Origin of the sequence: Kribbella speibonae, from assembly GCF_004331375.1 — a bacterium.
In the GTDB taxonomy this organism is placed as follows: domain Bacteria; phylum Actinomycetota; class Actinomycetes; order Propionibacteriales; family Kribbellaceae; genus Kribbella; species Kribbella sindirgiensis.
Genome location: NZ_SJKC01000006.1, coordinates 259,414 through 276,104 on the forward strand (window position 1 = coordinate 259,414; position 16,691 = coordinate 276,104).

Consider the following 16,691-nt stretch of genomic DNA (forward strand, 5'->3'; position numbering starts at 1 on the left):
CGGTATGCCGACCTTCCCGAGAAACCCGATCATGTCCCTGACCGCCGAGCAGCCGCGGCACGAACTGGGCGAGAGCTACGGCCCGGACCTCCGGCTCGCGGACCTGCTCACACCCGAACTGGGCGACCTCGAACTTGGCTACGGCACCGCAGCAGGTGACGTGAAGCTGCGTACGGCGATCGCGGACCGGCACGGCGTACGGCCCGAGGACGTGGTCGTCACCGTCGGTGGGATGCACGGGATCTTCCTCCTCGCCTACCTGCTGGAGGGAGAGGTGGTGACGACGGCGCCGCAGTTCCCGATGACACGCAACGCGTTCGACACGGTCGGTGCGCCGGTGCGGGCCGTACCGCTGACCTTCGACGATGGCTACCGGGTTACGGCCGAGGCGGTGCGTGCGCAGCTCACTCCGCAGACCAGGCTGGTCAGCTTGGCGACTCCGCAGAACCCGTCGGGTGTCGCCGTCCCGCCGGAGACCCTGCGCGAGATCCTCGAGGCGATGGGTGAGGTCTGTCCGGACGCGTACTTGATGGTGGACGAGACCTACCGGACCGCGGCGTACGGCGATGACCCGATCGTGGACACGGCGCTCCGGCTCGGGCCGAAGGTGGTGTCCGTCGCGTCGCTGTCGAAGTGCCATGGGGCGGCCGGGTTGCGGATCGGATGGGTGATCAGTACCGATGAGGACCTGATCGAGCAGTTGACGACCGCGAAGTTCAGCACGGTGGTCACCGCGTCCCCGGTCACGGAGGCGCTGGCGGTCCGGGTCTTCGAGCAGGAGGACAAGATCCTCGGCGAGCGAAGGATCTGGCTGGAACAGAACCTCCGCATCACCGAGGACTGGGTGAACGCGAACAGCGCGCTCGTGGAGTGGGTTCGTCCGTCGGCCGGGGCGTTGTGCGTGGTCCGGTTGGCCGCGGACGTGGATCTCGAGCGGTTCCGGCGTACGGCGGCGGAACTCGGCGTACGGCTGGCGGACGGGGACTGGTTCGGGGACGACCCGCGGGTCTTCCGGCTCGGCTTCGGCTTCCTGCCGGTGGAGGACCTGAAGGCGGCGCTCGACGCGCTCCGCGAGGCCCTCCGGGCGGCCCGCTGACCGCGGCCGCCGGATGCGCTGCGACGGCCTGTCAGACCCGCCCACTAGGCTGGCGGTGTGCCGGAGGTTTATGACCCGTTGACCGATCCTGCACCGGCGCACGATGTGCGGGCGGTGTTGCGGATCCGGGCGTTCCGGCGGCTGTGGATCGCGTTCGGGCTGTCCAGCCTCGGGGACTGGATCGGCCTGCTGGCGCTGACCGCGATGGCGAAGTCGTTCGCCGGCGACGACTATCAGGCGGCCAACTTCGCGATCGGCGGCGTGCTGTTCCTGCGGGTGCTGCCCGCGCTCGTGATGGGCCCGGTGGCGGGCTGGATCGCGGACCGGCTGGACCGGCGCTGGACGATGATCGTCGGCGACCTGATACGGGCCGCGTTCTTCGTCAGCATCCCGATCGTCGGCACGCTGACCTGGGTGCTGGTGGCAACGGTGCTGATCGAGATCGTCAGCCTGATCTGGGGTCCGGCCAAGGATGCCAGCGTGCCCAACCTGGTGCCCCGGCACCGGCTCGAGGCGGCCAACCAGCTCAGCCTGATCACCACGTACGGGACGGCGTTGCCGGCCGCGGTCATCTTCACCGCGATCACGCTGGTGTCGCGCTGGGCCGGAGACTTCGCCATCGACCTGGCCGTGTACGTGAACGCCGCGACCTTCGTCGTCTCGGCGTTCGCGATCGTGTCGGTCGCCGAGATCGGCCGCGCGATTCACGAGCACGAGGACCATCCGACGTTGTGGCGGACCGTGGTCGAGGGCTGGTCGTACGTCACCGGCACTCCGGTGGTTCGCGGTCTGGTGATCGGGATCTCCGGCGCGTTCGCGGCCGGTGCGGTCGTGATCGGCCTCGGTCGCACGTACGTCGAAGGGCTGGGCGCCGGCGATCCCGGGTACGGCGTGCTGTTCGGTGCCGTGTTCGGCGGTCTCGCGCTCGGGATGGGGTTCGCGCCGCGGATCTTCTCCGGGCTGTCCCGGCGCCGGCTGTTCGCGGCCGGGCTGGTCGGGTCGGGGATCTGCCTGGCCGGGCTGGCGCTGATCCAGCAGATCGAGATCGCCACGATGATCGCGGTCCTGCTCGGGTTCTGCGCCGGAGGCTCGTGGGTCTCCGGGTACACGCTGCTCGGTCTCGAGGTGCCGGACGCCGTTCGCGGGCGGACGTTCGCGTTCGTGCAGTCCGCGGTTCGTACGGTGCTCGCGATCACGCTGGCGATCGCGCCGTTCGCGGCCGGTGCGATCGGCCGGCACACATGGACGATCGGCGGCCGTTCGGCGACGTACAACGGCGCCTCGATGACGATGGTCGCGGCGGCGGTCCTGGCCGGGGTGATCGGCCTGCTCGCCTGGCGGCAGATGGATGACCGTCCGGGGGTGCCGTTCTGGCGCGACGTACGGCGCAGTTTCGGCAAGACGCGCGGCGACTATCCGACGACCGGCCTGTTCATCGCGCTCGAGGGCGGTGAGGGCGCGGGCAAGTCGACGCAGTCCGCGCTCCTGGTGGCGTGGCTGGAGGAGCAGGGCCAGCAGGTGCTGCTGACCCGCGAGCCCGGTGCGACCGAGCTCGGCAAGACCCTGCGGCAGATCGTCCTCGACCCGGCGACCGGTGACATCTCGCACCGCGCGGAGGCGCTGCTGTACGCCGCGGACAAGGCCGAGCACGTCGACTCGGTGATCAAGCCGGCGCTGAAGGCCGGCGCGGTCGTGATCACCGATCGGTACGTCGACTCCGCGCTGGCGTACCAGGGTTCCGGGCGGGACCTGGACCTGTCGGACGTCGAGCGGGTGAATCGCTGGGCCACCGACGACCTTCGCCCGAACCTCACGATCCTGCTGGACCTGCCGCCGACGAGCGGTCTCGGCCGGTTCGCCGAACGGGACCGGATCGAGGCGCAGTCCGACGCCTTCCACGAGCGGGTGCGGAACGCGTTCCTCGAGCTCGCCGCGGCCGAACCCCAGCACTACCTGGTGCTCGACGCGACCCAGGACCGCGAGGACATCGCGACACAGATCCGCGCCCGCCTCCAACCGATGCTTCCCAAGGTGGGTCTATGAGTATTTGGGACGACCTGGTCGGGCAGGAGCCCGCGGTCGCCGTACTGCGGAAGGCCGTCGACGGCGCCGCCGCCGTACTGCGGGGTGAGCGAGGTCCCGCAGTGGCCGGAATGACACACGCCTGGCTGATCACCGGACCACCCGGATCCGGCCGGTCGAACGCGGGCCGAGCGTTCGCAGCCGCGCTGCAGTGCGCGAACAACGGCTGCGGCGAGTGCAACGAGTGCCGTACGGCGCTCAGCGGTGCGCACCCGGATGTGTCGCTGATCCGCACCGAACTGCTGTCGATCCGGGTCAGCGAGGTCCGCGAACTGGTCCGCCGGGCCGCGATGAGCCCAACCCAGGGGCGCTGGCAGGTGATGGTCGTCGAGGACGCGGATCGACTCACCGAGCAGGCCGCGGACGCGTTGCTGAAGAGCATCGAGGAGCCGGCGCCGCGGACCGTCTGGGTGTTGTGCGCGCCGACGGTCGAGGACGTCGTACCGACGATCCGTTCGCGCTGCCGCCTGCTGGTGCTGCGGACGCCGCCGGTCGCCGCGGTCGCGGACATGCTGAGCCGGACCCTCGACATCGGCCAGGACCTGGCCTGGTTCGCGGCGCGGGCCGCGCAGGGGCACATCGGCCGGGCGCGCGCACTGGCCCGCGACGAGGCGGTGCGGGAGCGGCGGAACAAGGTCCTCGAGGTGCCGTTCGCGCTGCGTGACCTCGGGGCCTGTCTGAAGGCGGCGCAACGGCTGGTCGAGGCGGCCAAGGAAGAGGCCAAGGCCAGCGCGGAGAAGGTCGACGAGAAGGAGCGGGCCGCACTCGAACAGGCGCTCGGCGTCGGCACGAAGGGCGCCCGGCCGCGCGAGGCGAACGCGGCTCTGAAGGAGCTCGAGGACCAGCAGAAGGCCCGCGCCAAACGGTGGGAACGCGACGTCCTGGACCGTTCGCTGGTCGACCTGATGGCGCTGTACCGCGATGTCCTGGTGGTGCAGACCGGGTCCGGCAGCGAACTGATCAACGCCGAACTCCACCGCAACATCGAGCAGCTCGGCAGCCGGACGACGCCCGAGCAGACCGTCCGCCGGATCGACGCGATCGCGATGTGCCGCGAGGCGATCGAGGCGAACGTGGCGCCGCTGGTCGCGCTCGAGGCGATGACGGTCGGCCTGTTCGAGGGCCGCAGCGACGGCTTCACGATCCCGAGGCGCCCACAGCGCTGAGTCGTGCATCACGCCACGTCCGATAAGTGGGCGGAACGTGTAACACCGAGACCAGCCGGTCCGATGACTGGGTGACTGGGCGGAGTTGTCCGCCCGGCCTGACCTTGCCGCGAACGGACCGAAATGACCCAGCCACCCTCCCCGATCCAGCCTGCGCGGCAGCCGTTGCCGTCGGCTGAGTCCTGGCTGGAGGGCATCCCGACGCCGAAGGGCCGGCAGGACGGGTACGCCGTCGCCGCGTTCGCGACCAGTCTGCCCGGGCTGGTACCGATCGCGGTCGTGCTGGCCGGGGTGGCGCTACGGCGGATCAAGCGCACCGGCGGGCACGGGAAACGGCTCGCGTACGGCGCGTTGGCGGTGTCGCTGTGCTGGGTGATCGCGATCGGTGTCGCCGTCACCCTCAACCTGGTCGGTGAGCACCGCCGGGGCATCGGCAAGACCGTGTCGATCTCGCAGGTGGAGGTCGGCCGCTGCTTCGACGCGGACCTGGAGGCCTCGACGCTGCGGCTGGTACGGATCGCGGACTGCGCCGTGGCGCACACCGGGGAGGCGTACGCGAAGGTGCAGGCCGCGCTCGTCGGGTTGTCGACCGCGCAGACCGGGACGGTCGCGACCCAGCAGTGCGCGGGCGCGTTCGTGGAGTTCGTGGGGACGCCGTACGAGCGGTCCGAGCTGGACATGTACTACGTCGTACTCGGCGATCGCGCGGTTGCTGACGGCAACGTCCTGTGCCTGGTCGGCATGCCCGGGACCCACCTGACAGGTACGATGCGCGGATCACAGCGGTAATGCCCGCGGGGGATTCAGTGGGGGTAGCGTGAGTCAGCCACCGTACGGCCCGGAGCCGGAACGACCACAGGACAGGCCACAAGACCGTCCGCACGACCCGACGCGTGCGTTCCCGACGTACGGCCGCCCGGGACAGCCGGAGGCGCCTCGTGCGCAGGGCGGGACGTCTTGGGCGCCGCCTGGGCAGTCGACGTACGGGCAGGTGCCTGGCGGACAGGTGCCGGGTGGGCAGGCGCCGTACGGACCGGGGTACGGGCCGGGGCAGTATCCGTCGGCGTACGGGCAGGCGCCGGGACCGTACGGGTACGGCTATGGGTACGGCGGTTACGGGTACAGCGGCTCTGGCGGGACGAACGGACTGGCCACCGCGGCGCTGGTGACCGGGCTCGGCGGCTTCGTCATCGGGGTGTCCGCGCCGGTGGCGATCGGACTCGGCATCGCCGCACTGGTGCAGATCAACCGCAGCAAGCAAGAAGGCAAAGGGATGGCGATCGCCGGTCTGGTGATGGGCTCCCTGGTGACGCTCGGCTACACGTTGCTGATCGTGCTCGTGATCGCCCTCGGCTCCTCCACCGACGACGACTACAGCGCACCGCGCCCTGGGTCGTCGAACACCGCCCCGACCACGTACGTCGAAGACCTGACCGTCGGCGAATGCTTCGACGAGGCCACCGAAGAGGACGAGGTGATCCGGCAGCCCTGCACGGACGCCCACGACGCCGAGGTCGTAGCGATCCCCGCGATCCCCGGTACGACGTACCCCGGCGACAGCGCCATCAACAAGGCAGCCGACCGAGCCTGCGCTCCTGCGTTCGGCACGTATGTGGGGAAGTCGCGCGACCAGTCCGAGCTGTACCTCGACTGGTGGACACCGAGCAAGGAGGCCTGGGACGACGGCGACCACCGCGTCCTGTGCGCCGCCTTCGGCCCCGACGACAACAAACTCACCGAAAGCGTAAAGAACAGCCACCGGTAAATAAGCCCCACCGCAGACCAGCCCCACGCGTGCTCCCACCCACCCCCGGGCTTAGCGCCCGGAGCATCACTTCCGGCTGACGCCGGGGAGCACCGGCTACCGCCGGAGTATTGCGAGCTGGCGCCCGCGTGCAACTGCTCAGGCGCTGTCCGGTCCTGGGTAACCGTGGTGACGGAAATCGCGGAGCTTGCCCGACTGCTGCGCTGCTCACATCGCGCTCTCGCCAGCAGACATCACCGGGTCGCCGGCCTCCGCCGACCAAGCCTCCGGCAGGGTTGTTGTCTGCGCAGCTCGGGCGGATCCATGGCCCTGTCGTGTTCGGATGCTTGGCATCCCAGCCAGTACATCAGCTGACGCGGGCCTCGCAGTCGCACGCGAGCGCCAGCTCGCAACAAGGCGGCGCCAGCCGGCAAGTCCCGGCGGTAGCCGGAAACAGATGCACCGCGCCAAGCGGGGGTGGGTGGGAGTGCACGGAGCAGGTGCGCTGAGGAGCGGAGCGACGAAGTAAGCGGGTGCGTAGGGCGCGTGGGCTGCATGTCTCCAAGTACTCTGACGGCGTGGGTATGGTGATGGCGGTGTCGTTCGAGCGGTACGGGCGGCTTTACTACCTTGACCCGGGGGAGTTTCGGCCTCGGGTGGGGGACAAGGTGCTGGTGCCTACCGACGACGGGCCTGAGGTTGCGGAGTGTGTGTGGGCGCCGCAGTACGTGACTGAGGACGTCGGCGGGCTGCCGTTGTGCGCGGGGATCGCCAGCGCCACGGATCTGGACCGGGATGAGCAGAATCGGCAGCGGCGGGCGGATGCGCGGGTGATCGCCAAGCGGACCATCCGGGAGCACGATCTGCCGATGAAGGTGGTCGGGATCGATTTCGTCGACCGGCGGCCGGATATCGACCAGCTGGTGATCGTGTACTTCTCGGCGCCGCACCGGGTGGATTTCCGGGAGCTCGTCCGGGATCTGGCGCGGGCGCTGCGGGCGCGGATCGAGTTGCGGCAGGTCGGTGCTCGCGACGAGGCGCGGCTGCAGGGCGGTATCGGCCCGTGTGGGCGGGATCTGTGCTGTGCGACGTTCTTGAAGGACTTCGAGCCGGTCAGCGTGCGGATGGCGAAGGACCAGGACCTGCCGCTGAATCCGTTGAAGATCTCCGGCGCGTGCGGTCGCCTGATGTGCTGCCTGAAGTACGAGCACCCGCTGTACCAGGAGTTCAACGCGAAGGCTCCGGCGCTCGGGACCGCGGTGGAGACCCCCGCGGGTGATGGAGTGGTGGTCGGGCACAACGTGCCGAGCGACACCGTGGTCGTCCGGCTCGCGGCCTCGGGCCGGCGCTGCGCGTGCAGCCGGGCGGACGTCTGCTCGCCGAGGCAGCAGTACGAGGCCTCCGGTACGACGACACCGGACGCAGCACCCGTCGTACCGGAAACCAAGGCCCCCGAAGCCAAGGCACCGGTACCAGAGGCCAAGGCGGACGTTGAGCCGACGGAGAGCCGTGAGGAGCGGCGGGCGCGGAAACCACGCCGCCGGCGCCGCCTGCACCATGACGACGAGGGAGAAACCGCGCAGTGAGATTCCGCAGGTCAACCGTACTGGTGGCAACTCTGGCGGTGCTCGCGAGCGGATGTGGGGTAGCGAGTCGCGCGCAGGACGCGGACGGCGGTACGGCGCCTGGCGTCGGCAGCAACCCGCCCAGCGGGCCGGTGGGTCCGATCCCGGCGGGGCTGGAGAAGTTCTACGAGCAGAAGCCGGACTGGGAACGCTGCGGCTCCAACCAGCAGTGCGCGACGATCGAGGTCCCGCTGGACTACAAGAAGCCGACCGGGCAAACGATTGAGCTGCGCGCCCGGAAGGTGCTCGCCAAGGACCGCGGCGGCCGGATCGGCACGCTGTTCATCAACCCGGGCGGCCCCGGCGCCTCCGGGCAGGACTTCGCCGCGCAGGTGCCGATGCTGTTCGGGTCACCGCTGTTGCGCAAGTTCGACATCATCGGCTGGGATCCGCGCGGCGTCGGTGAATCCACCCCGGTGAAGTGTCTGGACACCGCGCAGCTGGACGCGATGATCGCCGCCGACGGGACCCCGGACACGCCCGCCGAGGTCGCCGACGTCGAGAAGCAGTCGAAGGCCTTCGCGGCCGCCTGCACGCAGCGGGCAGGCGCGCTCCTCCCGCACGTGAACACCAAGGATGCGGCCCGCGACATCGACGTACTGCGAGGCATCGTCGGCGACTCCCAGCTCTACTACCTGGGGATGTCGTACGGCACGTACCTCGGTGCGACGTACGCCGAGCTGTTCCCGAAGAACGTCGGCCGGCTGGTGCTGGACGGCGCCGTCGACCCGGCGATCACGTCGCAGCAGATGGGGATGGCGCAGGCGAAGGGCTTCGACAAGGCGCTGGACGCGTTCGCGGAGGACTGTGCGCAGCGTTCCTGCAAGCTCGGCGGCAGCAAGAACGAGGTACTGGCCAAGGTCGACAAGCTGATCAAGGACAGCGACGCGCACCCGCTGCCGGGTGACGGGCAGCGCCAGGTCACGCAGGCCCTGGTCGTTCTCGGCATGGTCTACCCGCTGTACCTGAAGGAGTTCTGGCCGCGGCTCGAGGACGCCGTCGTCGACGGGCTGGCCGGGAACGGTGCGCGGCTGCTCGCGCTGGCCGACGAGTACACCGACCGCAAGCCGTCCGGGTACTCCGACAACGCGAACGAGGCCCAGATCGCGGTCAACTGTTCCGACCGGCCGGATGTCACCTCGATCGCGCAGCTCCAGGCGGAGGTGCCGGAGTACAAGGCCGCGTCACCGCGGTTCGGCGAGTTCATCGCGTGGTCGTCGGCGTCCTGCATCAACTGGCCGGTGAAGCCGACGGACAAGCCGCATCCCATCAAGGCGGCCGGCTCGAAGCCGATCATGGTCCTCGGGACGACGCGCGACCCGGCGACGCCGTACGAGTGGGCCGTTGGGCTGGCGCACCAGCTCGAGAACGGCGTCCTCGTCACCCGCGACGGCGACGGCCACACGGCCTACCTGTCGGGCAACCCGTGTGTGAAGAACGTCGTCGAGAGCTACCTCGTCCAGGGCAACACCCCAGCCGCCGACATCAAGTGTTAGGCCCTGTCTGGTGGTCCATCGCCTACTGCGGGGCACTCGGCACGGCATCTCGCCGCACGGGTGCAAAGGCCACGATGCTCCGCATCGAGACCTTCGCCCCCGCACGCCGAGCTACCGCACCGAGCACCTCCTCGCTACGGCGCTGGACCACCAGACAGGACCTAGTTCGGCCGCGTGTCCCCCGGGTCGACCGGGAGTTTGAGGGTGTCGGTGGCCTGCTGGAGGACGGCGCGGAGGCCGGCCTCGTCCTGCGGGCGGCCGCCGACGGTGATCTCGACCGCTGACGTCTTGCCGTCGTCGAGGGAGACCCAGCGCGACAGACCCATCCGGGCACCGCGGGTCTTGTCGACGTACGTGTAGATCAGCGTGCCGTTGTCGCGGCTGAGCACCTTCAGGTCGGGCTCGTCGATGCTGCGCTCACGGTTCGCGACCAGCTCGTCCGGGCTCTGCTTGCTGCCCCGGGTGTCGAACCGGATCTGCCAGACGCCGGTCGAGTCGACGAACTTCGGGCGGGTGCCGCTCTGCGCGCTCTTCCACCCGGTCGGGACCTCGGACGACACCGGGTCGTCGTCGGTGCCGAAGTTCTGGACGACGTACTGGAGTCCGTCGGCCTGCAGCCCGTCACCGCGGCTCGGGGTACTGGACGGCGTCGGACTCACGATCCCCACCGGCGTGTCGTGGGCGGTGAACGGATTGCCACCGTTCACGGCGACGACTGTGCCGAAAACGGCTACGCCGACGGTCATTCCCGCCAGCGTCATCAGCAGCGCCTGGTGCCTGGGCGTGAGCATTCCGGCCTCGCTTCCCTCTCTCCCGCCTGATTATCGCCGACGAGAGGGGCGTCACCGCAAACTGCCGCGTACGCTGGCACGTCGTGGAGATGTCCGACCCTGCGTTCCGGCAGGCCTTGCAACGCTACGACGACGGTACGGCGGAACGCGCCGACCTGAAACTGCTCACCAAGGAACTGTTGCAACGCCTGGTCGCGAAGGCGCCCGGCCACGCGGTAGAGGTGCGGATCCCGCCGTACGGCGCCGTGCAGTGCATCGAGGGCCCGCGACACACCCGCGGTACGCCGGGTGCGGTCATCGAGATGCCGCCGGGGCTGTGGATCGACGTGGCGCTCGGCCGCACCACCTGGCCCGACGCCCGGATGACGGGCAAACTCCGCGCCAGCGGCGAACGCACCGACCTGTCGGCGCTGCTCCCTCTCACCTGACGGAAACAGGTTCGTCCAGGCCGGTCGGGCCTGTCACTATGGCTCGGTGGCAGCAAGTCTGAGCGCGCGGCTGGCCCGGTTGCGCGTCGATCTGACTCCGTGGCGTGGTTCCCGCGATTTCCGCATCCTGCTCGTCGCGGGGTCGATCTTCTTCCTCGGCGGCATGGTCGGGTACGTCGCTCTGCCGTACCAGCTCTACCAACTCACCGGCTCGAACTTCGCGGTCGGCGCGATGGGCCTGGTGACGATCGTCCCGCTGGTCGTGTTCGGTCTGTACGGCGGTGCGCTCGCGGATCACGTCGAACGCCGTACGCTGCTCGTCGCCACCGGCCTCGCGCAGGTCGTGATCTCCGCGCTGATGGTCGCGAACACCCTGCTCCCGAACCCGCAGGTCTGGCTGATCTACGTCTGCGGCGCACTGAACGCGATCGCGACCTCGCTGCAGCGGCCGTCGCGGGAGGCGCTCCTCCCGCGGGTGGTGAAGCACGCGGAGATCCCGGCCGCGGTCGCACTGAGCTCACTGACCTCGCAGATCGGGCAGCTCGCCGGCCCGGCGCTGGGCGGTGTGCTGGTCGGTTCGGTCGGCGTGACCTGGGCGTTCTCGGTCGAGCTGGCCGGGATCGTCTTCGCGACGTTGCTCTACACGCGGCTGGGTTCGTACCGCGCCGGCGAGCACTCCACGGCGCCGAGTCTGCGGGCCATCGGCGGCGGCATCGTCTACGCGTTCCGGCGCAAGGACCTGCTGGCGACGTACCTGGTCGACATGGTCGGGATGTTCCTGGCGATGCCGATCGTGCTGTTCCCGGCGTTCGCGACGGACATCCTGAAGGAACCGAAGCTGCTCGGCCTGCTGTACAGCGCGGAGGCGATCGGGGCGATGTGCGCCAGCCTGACCAGCGGCTGGGCGAAACATGTCCACCATCAGGGGCGGGCGGTGGTGCTGGCCACGATCGGCTGGGGCGCCGCGGTCGGGATCGCCGGCCTGGCGCCGAACATCTGGTTCGCGATCGTGTTCTTCGCGGTGGCCGGCGCGGCCGACATGGTGTCGGTGCTGTTCCGCTCGGTGATCTGGAACCAGACGATCCCCGACGAGATGCGCGGCCGGCTGGCCGGGATCGAGATGCTCGGCTACTCGCTCGGCCCGCTCGGCGGTCAGGCCCGCTCCGGGCTGGTCGCCGACCTCACCACGGTCCGGACCGCGATCGTCAGCGGCGGCGTGCTGTGCGTCGCCGGGGTGGTCGCGACATCCGTCTGGCTGCGCGAGTTCTGGCGGTACGACGCCCGTACCGACGAACACGCGGTCCGTGAAAGGGAACTCCGGGCGGCGGGCTAAGGTTCGTGCCATCATGCGTATCCGCCGAGTGACCGCTTCCGCGCTGACCGTCGTACTTCTCGCAGGCTGCAGTGGACCGTCGGACGAGACGTCTCCGAGTGTCCCGCCGCTGGTGTCGGTGAGTACCGCGCCGACCACCGAGACACCGACGCCTTCGGTGACGCCCTCGGCGACGCCGTCCGAGACCTCCAAGGTCGCGGACACGTTGTGCGTGCGGATGAACCCCACCTTGGTGCAGACGACGCTCGGGGTGCCGGTCGCGAACATCCAGCCCAAGGCGCCGCCGGCCGAGCTCGACATCCCGACGTACGACGTGTGCCAGTTCTCGCTCAGTGCCAGCCCCAACGGGCCGGTGCTGAGGGTCGGGGTCTCGGTACTTCCGGCGACGCAGGCGACGCTGGCGGCGACCAAGAAGGCGTACGCCGCGAATCCGCGCGATCCTGCGCTGCCAGCCAAGGTCGGCCAGGGCGGGTACGGCACAAAGACGTTCATCGTGTTCCTGCTGGGCGGGAAGATGTACAAGCTCTCCGGGCCGCAGGCGACGCCCGCGAAGTACGTCGTACTCGCCCAGGAGGTTGTACGGCAGGCGCCCGGGCTGCCGGACGCCGATCGGCTGATCACGCGCTCCGAATGTGACCGCAGTACGGCGGCGGCCGAGAAGGTGCTCGGCGTACCGGCGCAGGCCCGGCGCGACGGTCAGACCCTCGCCGGTGACCTGGTCTGCGGCTGGGTGACCTCGACGAGCGTGATCTCGAGTTCCGCGCGCCGGGAGAAGGACGCCAAGGCCCTGATGGCCCCGATCCGCAAGGCCGCGACCTCGCAGTCGATCCCGCTCGGCGACGAGGGGTACGTCGACACCGCCACCGGCCGGACGACGATCCGCGTCGGCGACGACAAGATCGTCGACCTGGTCCCGCTCCCCGCACGCAAGCTCAACCCGGACCTGATGACCCAGTTCGCCCTCTCGGTCGTCCCGCGCTACACCCGCTGAACCGCCCTACCTGCGACCAGGTCGCGGGTGTTAAGGTGACCGCGCCGTGGTGTTCGGGAAGCCGGTGAAGTACCGGCGCGGCCCTCGCCACTGTGATCGGGATGTGCACCTGTCGTACTCGTAAGAGGACCACTGGCCGCGTGCGGCTGGGAAGGTCAGGCCGGTGGACGCGGTACCCGTCAGCCAGGAGACCGGCCACGGCGTTGACCCGTCCACGAGGTGCTGGAGGCACGGTCCGCCCATGGCCGCCGTACGTGTAGTTGCCGCTGTCCTGTCGTTGTCGCTCCTGGCCGGCTGTGGTCCGGCCGCCGAAGCCGATTCCAGTGCGCGCTCGATCACCGTGCAGAACTGCGGGATCGGCGTCACCGTCGACGGTCCGCCGAAGCGCGTGTTCGCGGCGTACCAGCCGGCCATCGAAATGGCCCACGCGCTGGGTATCTCGGACCGCCTGGTCGGTACGGCGTACCTGGACGCCGAAGTGCTCCCGGAGTACGCCGGCGCGCAGGCGAAGGCGAAGTACTTCAAGAATCTGCCGAGCCGCGAGGAACTGCTCAGTCTGAACCCGGACTTCGTCCTGTCCGGGTTCAACGACGTGTTCAGCGCCGCCGGCAGCGACTCGAGCTTCGGCAGCCGGAAGAGCCTCGCCGACCTCGGCGTCCGGACCTGGATCTTCAGCCCGCTCTGCCCGACCGCCGACGGGAAGGGCGACGAGGCGATCGACCCGTCGACTGTCTCGATGGACAACGTGTACGCCGACCTGCGGGACCTCGGCCGGCTCTTCGGCGTCGAGGACCGGGCCGCGCAGGTGATCGCCGATCAGCAGCGCCGGATCGCGGCGGTCGAGACCGCGGTGAAGGACGCGCCGCGGCCGACAGTGGCGATCGTCCGGCCCGGGCTGGAAGGCGGACAGCTCACGGTCTCGGGCGGTCCGGACTTCGGGACGGTGCTGATCCGGCAGGCGGGCGGCGTGAACGCGTTCGCCGACCTGACGGCGAAGCGGAACGTGAAGATCAGCGTGGAGGAGTTCATCAAGCGGGACCCGGACTACGTGCTGGTCAGCGGTTGCTGCGACGCATCGCTGACGCCCGCGGCCTCACAGCCGGACGTCGACAAGATCCTCGGCAATCCGGCGTACGCGAACCTCAAGGCGGTGCGGGGCAAACGTGTGATCCCGTGGTTGTTCGCCAATCACTCCGCCGGCGTCCGGGGCGCGTACACCACGGAGAACCTGGGCCATCTCCTGCATCCGGACCTGGTCGATTGAGGCGAGCCGCGGGCCTCGCGGTCTGCGTCGGTGTCCTGGCGATGGTCGTGTTGCTGTCCTTGTGTGTCGGCAACCGGTGGGTCGGGGTGAGTGAGGTCTACCGGGCGTTGGTCGACTTCAGCGGTAGCGACACCGACCGCGTGGTCAGGTACCTGCGCGTGCCGCGAACCGTCGCGGGTCTACTTGTCGGGGCCGCGCTCGGGTTGTCCGGCGGGCTGATGCAGGGCGTCACCCGCAACCCGCTCGCCGATCCGGGAATCCTCGGTGTGAACGCGGGTGCCGCGGTGGCCGTGGTCGGGGCGATCGGCCTGCTCGGGGTGCACAGTCTGACCGGCTACGTGTGGTTCGCGATGGGCGGGGCGCTGGTGGCGACGGTCGTGGTGTACCTGATCGGTGGCGCCGCCCCGGTGAAGCTCGCGCTGGCCGGGGCGGCGGTCTCCGCACTGCTCGGCTCGATCACCTCGGCCGCGACGTTGCTCGATCTCTCGACCTTGAACGAGTACCGGTTCTGGGTGGTCGGGTCGTTGTCGCTCGCCACCGGCTCGATCGTCGCGCAGGCCGTCCCGTTTGTTGCTATCGGCACCGTTCTCGCGGTCGTGCTCGGCCGGTCGCTCAACCAGCTCGCACTCGGCGACGAGCTGGCGCAGGCGTTGGGGACGCGGATGCACCTGGTCCGCGTGCTCGCCGGGTTCGCGGTCGTGATCCTGGCCGGTACGGCGACCGCGATCGCGGGCCCGATCGGGTTCATCGGCCTCGCCGTACCGCACGTCGCACGGCGGATCGTCGGTCCGGACTATCGCTACCTGCTGCCGTGGTCGATGGTGCTCGCGCCGATCGTGCTGCTGCTGGCCGACATCCTCGGGCGGATCGTCGTACGGCCCGCGGAGCTGCAGGTCGGGATCGTCACCGCGGTGATCGGCGCGCCCCTGTTCATCGCGCTGGTCCGCCGCCGGCGAATGGCCGAGCTGTGAGAAGCGTCGTGGTCTCGACGGCCGGCTGGCTGCTCACCGCCGTGATCGGGGCGTTCGCGCTCACCCGGGGCGATTACGCGTTGCCGCTGGCCGACGTACTGCGGACCCTGTCCGGGCACGGCACGCTGATCACGTACGACGTCGTCGTCAACAACCGCCTGCCGCGCGTGCTGGTCGGCATCGGCGTCGGTACGGCGTTCGCGGTGTCCGGCGCGATCTTTCAGCGGCTCGCCCGGAACCCGCTGGTCAGCCCGGACCTGATCGGGATCAACGCCGGCGCCGCGCTGGCCGCCGTACTGATGATCACCGTACTCGGCAGCGGCTGGATCCCGCTCGGTGCGCTGACCGGATCGTTGCTGGCGGCAATCGCCGTGTACCTGTTGGCTTATCGCAACGGGGTTTCCGGTCAACGGCTGGTGCTGGTGGGGATCGGCGTGACGGCGATCATCGGATCGCTGACGGCGTACTTGCTCACGCTGGCGGACATCTACACGGCGAAGGCCGCCTCCATGTGGCTGGCCGGGAGCCTCGCTGGGCGGTCCTGGACGCACGTCGTCCTGGTCGGGATCACGGTCGCGGTCGGGCTGCCGGCCGCGCTGGCTTCGACGCGGCAGTTGCGCTTGCTGGAACTCGGCGACGACCTGGCCCGGGCGTTGGGCGGACGGGTCGAACTCGCTCGTGCGGCGCTGATCGCGATCGGCGTCGGGCTAGCAGCGCTAGCGACTGCTGCCGCAGGGCCGGTCGGGTTTGTGGCATTGGTGGCGCCGCAGCTGGCGCGCCGGCTCGTCCCACGACGGCCCGGATTGCTGGTGCCGGCTGCGATCGGGGCCTTGCTCGTGGTCGCGTCGGACCTGATCGCCAGGACGGTGGTCGCTCCGGCGTCGCTACCGGTCGGGGTGGTCACCGCGTTCCTCGGAGCGCCGTACCTGCTCTTCCTCCTCACCCGCACGAACCGGATCTAGCCCAACTTTGAGCACGGATCAACCAGAATCGGCCACGGAAAGTGGTTGGTGGGTGCTCAAAGTTGGGGCTAGGTCGGCTCCAAGGGGGGTGAGGTAGCCGACCAGGGCTTGGTTGAGTTCGGTGATCCATCGTTCGCGGTGGGCGGCGGGGGTGGTGACGATCGTGCCGAGCAGGGCGGCGAAGATCTGGGTGGCGACAGCCGCCGTGGTTTCGAGGCGATCCGTCGGTAGCCCGGGGTAGCGCGCGGCCAGGACCTCGGCGACGCGACCGGTGACGGCCTTCTGAAGCGCGCGGGTCGGCGCGGTCAGCTTGTCCGGTAGGTCGCCGCTGCCGAACAGGGCCTTGAATCCCGGGTTCTCCAGGTTGACCTCGACCATCGGGCGGATCATTCGGTCGACCAGTTCGGGCAGCGGCAGTTGCGCCGTACCCGGGTCGAAGGCCTTCTGGTGCGCGGCGGCGAGCTCGCTGCGGTAGCGCTCCGCGAGCGCTTCGGCAAGGGCCTCCTTGTTCGCGAAGAACTGGTACAGCGTGCCCGGTGAGACACCGGCCTGGCGGGCGATCGCGTTGGTGGTCGCCTTCGCGTACCCGGCCTCGGCGAACACCACCGCGGCGGCGTCGAGCAGCTGCACCATCCGCCGCTGCCCACGTGCCTGGCGACGCGGCTCCTCGGGCATGAGCGGACCTTCCGTTGACAAACACGAGTAAATGCTCGTATTTTCTGTATGCGAGCAACTGCTCGTG

At 69.7% G+C, this 16,691-nt stretch carries 15 protein-coding genes and 1 riboswitch; of the genes, 13 read left to right on the plus strand and 2 right to left on the minus strand.

The features are described from left to right. The first annotated feature begins 4 nt into the window (after positions 1 to 4). From E0H92_RS35600 to E0H92_RS35630, 7 genes are all read left to right on the plus strand, one after another. Entirely contained in the window at positions 5 to 1,096 is a 1,092-nt protein-coding gene (locus tag E0H92_RS35600) for a pyridoxal phosphate-dependent aminotransferase (RefSeq protein WP_131466604.1), read from the plus strand. Positions 1,097 to 1,153: 57 nt separating this feature from the next. Next, positions 1,154 to 3,139 (plus strand): dTMP kinase, encoded by a 1,986-nt coding sequence (tmk, locus tag E0H92_RS35605; RefSeq protein WP_131499334.1) that lies wholly within the window; start codon positions 1,154 to 1,156, stop codon positions 3,137 to 3,139. After that, positions 3,136 to 4,344, plus strand: a complete 1,209-nt coding sequence (locus tag E0H92_RS35610) for a DNA polymerase III subunit delta' (RefSeq protein ID WP_131466599.1) — start codon at positions 3,136 to 3,138, stop codon at positions 4,342 to 4,344. Before tmk ends, E0H92_RS35610 begins: the two co-directional genes overlap by 4 nt. A 123-nt stretch (positions 4,345 to 4,467) precedes the next feature. Then, on the plus strand, positions 4,468 to 5,133 hold the full coding sequence (locus E0H92_RS35615; RefSeq protein ID WP_131499335.1) for a DUF4190 domain-containing protein: 666 nt from the start codon (positions 4,468 to 4,470) through the stop codon (positions 5,131 to 5,133). A gap of 28 nt (positions 5,134 to 5,161) precedes the next feature. Then, positions 5,162 to 6,109 carry a DUF4190 domain-containing protein gene (locus E0H92_RS35620; RefSeq protein WP_131499336.1) on the plus strand — a complete coding sequence of 316 codons (948 nt, stop codon included), beginning with the start codon at positions 5,162 to 5,164 and terminating at the stop codon, positions 6,107 to 6,109. Positions 6,110 to 6,672: 563 nt separating this feature from the next. After that, positions 6,673 to 7,674 carry a PSP1 domain-containing protein gene (locus E0H92_RS35625; RefSeq protein ID WP_131499474.1) on the plus strand — a complete coding sequence of 334 codons (1,002 nt, stop codon included), beginning with the start codon at positions 6,673 to 6,675 and terminating at the stop codon, positions 7,672 to 7,674. A 23-nt stretch (positions 7,675 to 7,697) separates the two neighbouring features. Continuing rightward, on the plus strand, positions 7,698 to 9,209 hold the full coding sequence (locus E0H92_RS35630; RefSeq protein ID WP_238153231.1) for an alpha/beta hydrolase: 1,512 nt from the start codon (positions 7,698 to 7,700) through the stop codon (positions 9,207 to 9,209). 161 nt (positions 9,210 to 9,370) lie between these two features. Here E0H92_RS35630 and E0H92_RS35635 read toward each other — a convergent pair whose 3' ends face one another. After that, the gene (locus tag E0H92_RS35635; protein WP_131466591.1) at positions 9,371 to 10,000 is read right to left on the minus strand and encodes a hypothetical protein; all 630 of its coding nucleotides are present in this window, start codon (positions 9,998 to 10,000) and stop codon (positions 9,371 to 9,373) included. A gap of 89 nt (positions 10,001 to 10,089) precedes the next feature. Between E0H92_RS35635 and E0H92_RS35640 the strand changes: the two genes are divergently transcribed. From E0H92_RS35640 to E0H92_RS35665, 6 genes are all read left to right on the plus strand, one after another. Further along, positions 10,090 to 10,428: a sterol carrier family protein gene (locus E0H92_RS35640; RefSeq protein ID WP_131466804.1), complete on the plus strand. Its 339-nt coding sequence runs from the start codon at positions 10,090 to 10,092 to the stop codon at positions 10,426 to 10,428. Between the two features lie 46 nt (positions 10,429 to 10,474). Next, entirely contained in the window at positions 10,475 to 11,761 is a 1,287-nt protein-coding gene (locus E0H92_RS35645; RefSeq protein ID WP_131293061.1) for an MFS transporter, read from the plus strand. Between the two features lie 13 nt (positions 11,762 to 11,774). Next, entirely contained in the window at positions 11,775 to 12,752 is a 978-nt protein-coding gene (locus E0H92_RS35650; protein ID WP_131499337.1) for a hypothetical protein, read from the plus strand. Between the two features lie 30 nt (positions 12,753 to 12,782). Further along, a riboswitch (cobalamin riboswitch) is annotated at positions 12,783 to 12,966 on the plus strand. Positions 12,967 to 12,993: 27 nt separating this feature from the next. Further along, a complete protein-coding gene (locus tag E0H92_RS35655) occupies positions 12,994 to 14,016 on the plus strand; it encodes an ABC transporter substrate-binding protein (protein WP_131466587.1) in 1,023 nt (340 codons plus the stop codon). After that, positions 14,013 to 14,987 carry a FecCD family ABC transporter permease gene (locus tag E0H92_RS35660; RefSeq protein ID WP_238173740.1) on the plus strand — a complete coding sequence of 325 codons (975 nt, stop codon included), beginning with the start codon at positions 14,013 to 14,015 and terminating at the stop codon, positions 14,985 to 14,987. The genes E0H92_RS35655 and E0H92_RS35660 overlap by 4 nt, the downstream gene beginning before the upstream one ends. After that, positions 14,984 to 15,949, plus strand: coding sequence for a FecCD family ABC transporter permease (locus tag E0H92_RS35665; protein ID WP_131499338.1), 966 nt, complete (start codon positions 14,984 to 14,986; stop codon positions 15,947 to 15,949). The genes E0H92_RS35660 and E0H92_RS35665 overlap by 4 nt, the downstream gene beginning before the upstream one ends. 18 nt (positions 15,950 to 15,967) lie before the next feature. On the opposite strand, the gene E0H92_RS35670 is transcribed toward E0H92_RS35665, so the two are convergent. Continuing rightward, positions 15,968 to 16,624, minus strand: a complete 657-nt coding sequence (locus E0H92_RS35670; RefSeq protein ID WP_202873994.1) for a TetR/AcrR family transcriptional regulator — start codon at positions 16,622 to 16,624, stop codon at positions 15,968 to 15,970. Positions 16,625 to 16,691 lie beyond the last annotated feature (67 nt).